This is a genomic window from Thiomonas sp., from assembly GCF_054608695.1.
The window spans coordinates 1-2,576 of sequence record NZ_JBTRXV010000202.1; the positions used below are offsets into that span (position 1 = coordinate 1).

A 2,576-nucleotide genomic window follows, 5' to 3' on the forward strand; every position below is an offset into this window, starting at 1 on the left:
GTGGTGGGCAGATGTATTTCTGGATCGTTACAACGTAACCGTTAACCAGCTGGCGTTCTTGCCTACACGGCCGTCTTGTGCAGATCCGATCGCAGCGGCTGATCGGCGAAGTGCAGTTTCCACAGCCTTGGCGTGAGCGCGGCCACGTTGGAGGCCGGGTGCTGCCCCACGCGCTGCAGCACGTCCACGAGGTAGGTGGTCGGGTCGACGCCTTGCAGCAGGCAGGTGGCGATGAGGCTCTGGACGATCCCCACGTGCTGCGCACCGACCTCCGTCCAGCAGAACAGCCAGTTGCGTCGCCCCATGGGGATGGGCCGCAGGGCACGCTCGATGTGGTTCGTGTCGATCGGCACTGCGGGGTCGTCCAGGAAGACCTCCAGCGCCGCGCGGCGCTCGCGCACATAGGCCAGCGCCCGGGTCAGCGGGTTGCTCGGCAGCAAGCCCTGCTGGGCGAGCTGCTGATCCACCCAGGCGAAGAACGCCTCCACCTGCGGTTTGCTGTGGGTGAGCCGATGCTGTTGCTTGGCCTGCCCTGCGAGTTTGGCCGTGCGGATATCCTCCTCCACCCCATACAGCGCGCCGATGTGGCGCAGCGCTTCGCCCGCGGCCTGCGGTTCGGCGCCCTGCGCTTCAAAGAATGTGCGCCTGGCATGCGCCCAGCACTGCGCGTGGGTGATGCCCGTTTTGCTCGCATAACGCGCATAGGCCGCGTAGCCGTCGCTCAGCAAGACCACCCCCGGCCGAGCGCATCCCAGGACTTGCTGCACGTGCTCGGCACGGCGTGAGGTGAAGTGGGGGAAGCACACCTCGTCGCGGTCGCCGTACACCGGCCAGAAGTAGGTGGCCTTCATCTTGCCACCCCCGGCCTGGCCGGCCTTGATCGGGGTCTCGTCCATGGTGATGACGTGCCCGGCCAGGATCGAGGCGAGTTGCGCATCAACGATCGGCGTGAGGAGGCGGGCTGCTTGTTGCACGAGCTGCGTCAGCCACGGACGGCTCAGGGTCAAGCCCGCGTCGAGCAGGCGCTGGTGCTGGCGGTACAGGGGCAGGTGCCAGCGGAACTTGTCCACCAGCACGCCGGCGATGAAGCTCACGTCGGCACGACTGCCTTCGAGCACGCCTGTGGGCGCCGGGGCGCAGTGCAGGGTTTGCGTGTCGAGCCGCTTGATGATGGGGCGCACGTACTTGAGCACCACATAGCTGCCCGGACGCTGGGCCAGACGGTGGCTGATCTTCTCGCCGATGACCTCATACTGCTCGGGGGCGAGCCCCTGCGCCTCAAGGCTGGGCAGCGTGATGGTCTCGACGGGGACTTTGGCAGCGTCGAAAAACGCCCCGGCATGGTCTTCGGCGAAGTCGTTCTGGGCCTTGCGCCGCTTGTGCGCCGGCACGGTTTGTTCGGGTTGGGGCGATGCGGCCTGCGGGGGCATCTCATCCAGCACCTGCCCGAGGTACAACTGCTGGGCATCGGGCACGAAGCGCTCGCTCTTGGTGCCGAAGATCTGGCGTTTGAACCAGTCGAGCTGGCGCTGGAGCTCGGCGACCTGCAGCTTGAGTGCATCCATCGCCATGGCTTGCATGCGCATGATCTGCACAACCCGCTCGGGCCCCAGGGCCGCCACCTCGGTGGCATCGGGCAGGGGGATCGACGGCACGGCAGACATGCAGTCATTGTCGTGCTCAACACCGTGCCATGTCTGCTTCGGCAGGCAACAGGCAATAACGTTTGTAGCGGCGTGTGGGCTCGATGCCTTCGAGCAGCATCTTCAACGCCGTGGGGTCGATCTCGCGCTGTGTGACATGGCGCCAATCGCGGATGAAACGCCCGGCTTCCAGCCGCTTGCTCCACACGCACCAGCCGCTGCGGTCGAAGTACAGCACCTTGATCTGGGTGCCACGCCGATTGGCGAACACGAACAGGTGCCCCTGCAGGGGATCGACGGCAAAGCCAGAGCGCGCCAAGGTGTATAGCCCGTCGAAGGACTTACGCATGTCCGTGGGCTGGCCCCACAGGAACACGCGAATGCGGCTCTCAGGGAAAAACATCAGCCCCGCACCAGGCGCAGACGGATGCCGTCGCCCAGCTCCAAGCTGAGCTCGAACGCACGCGCCGCGCTGCCACCGATGGCCCCCAGATCGACGAATGCGGGGCCTGGCGGCGGCGTCTTGGGTGCCGCGGCAGGCCCCTTGCGCGGCGCGCCCAACAGTCGGGTGCGCCAGCGCCGAAAGCTGCTGCGGCATACGCCCTCGCGGCGGCAAAACTCCTCAACCGTCAACCCGGCTTGCGCAAAACGATCGAACAGCGCCCGCCAACTGTGCTCGTCCAGGTGTCGGCGCCGCTTGACCGGCAGCATCCCTTCCGCTTGCTCTTGCATCGCTCAGCCTCCATCGTGTGATCGATGATGGGCATTGTTCAGCGTCAAGCTGCGCGCGAAAAGGACGCCGAGGGGTTACCGGTTACGTCGGGACCAGGATGAACTCGGCTTCCGCACGCTGGGCAGAACGAACTTGTTTTGCGTGACAGCCTTCGGGGATGGACACCTATTCGCTGAACTCCATCAACCTCGATTTGTACC

3 protein-coding genes are annotated in these 2,576 nt (G+C 65.6%); all 3 read right to left on the bottom strand.

Annotation, left to right across the window (positions count from 1 at the left end; genetic code table 11):
* Positions 1-62 precede the first annotated feature (62 nt).
* The 3 genes from ACYCUK_RS24290 to tnpA are packed head-to-tail and all read right to left on the bottom strand — an operon-like array spanning position 63 to position 2,375.
* Positions 63-1,664 (bottom strand): IS66-like element ISCARN15 family transposase, encoded by a 1,602-nt coding sequence (locus ACYCUK_RS24290; RefSeq protein WP_461597145.1) that lies wholly within the window; start codon positions 1,662-1,664, stop codon positions 63-65.
* A gap of 16 nt (positions 1,665-1,680) precedes the next feature.
* Entirely contained in the window at positions 1,681-2,046 is a 366-nt protein-coding gene (gene tnpB, locus ACYCUK_RS24295) for an IS66 family insertion sequence element accessory protein TnpB (RefSeq protein ID WP_461597146.1), read from the bottom strand.
* Entirely contained in the window at positions 2,046-2,375 is a 330-nt protein-coding gene (tnpA, locus tag ACYCUK_RS24300; RefSeq protein WP_461597147.1) for an IS66 family insertion sequence element accessory protein TnpA, read from the bottom strand. Before tnpA ends, tnpB begins: the two co-directional genes overlap by 1 nt.
* Positions 2,376-2,576 lie beyond the last annotated feature (201 nt).

Coding starts and splice junctions, on each gene's coding strand:
- ACYCUK_RS24290 (WP_461597145.1), bottom strand. CDS start 1,664: ATGTCTGCCGTGCCGTCGATCCCCCTGCCCGATGCCACCGAGGTGGCG.
- tnpB (WP_461597146.1), bottom strand. CDS start 2,046: ATGTTTTTCCCTGAGAGCCGCATTCGCGTGTTCCTGTGGGGCCAGCCC.
- tnpA (WP_461597147.1), bottom strand. CDS start 2,375: ATGCAAGAGCAAGCGGAAGGGATGCTGCCGGTCAAGCGGCGCCGACAC.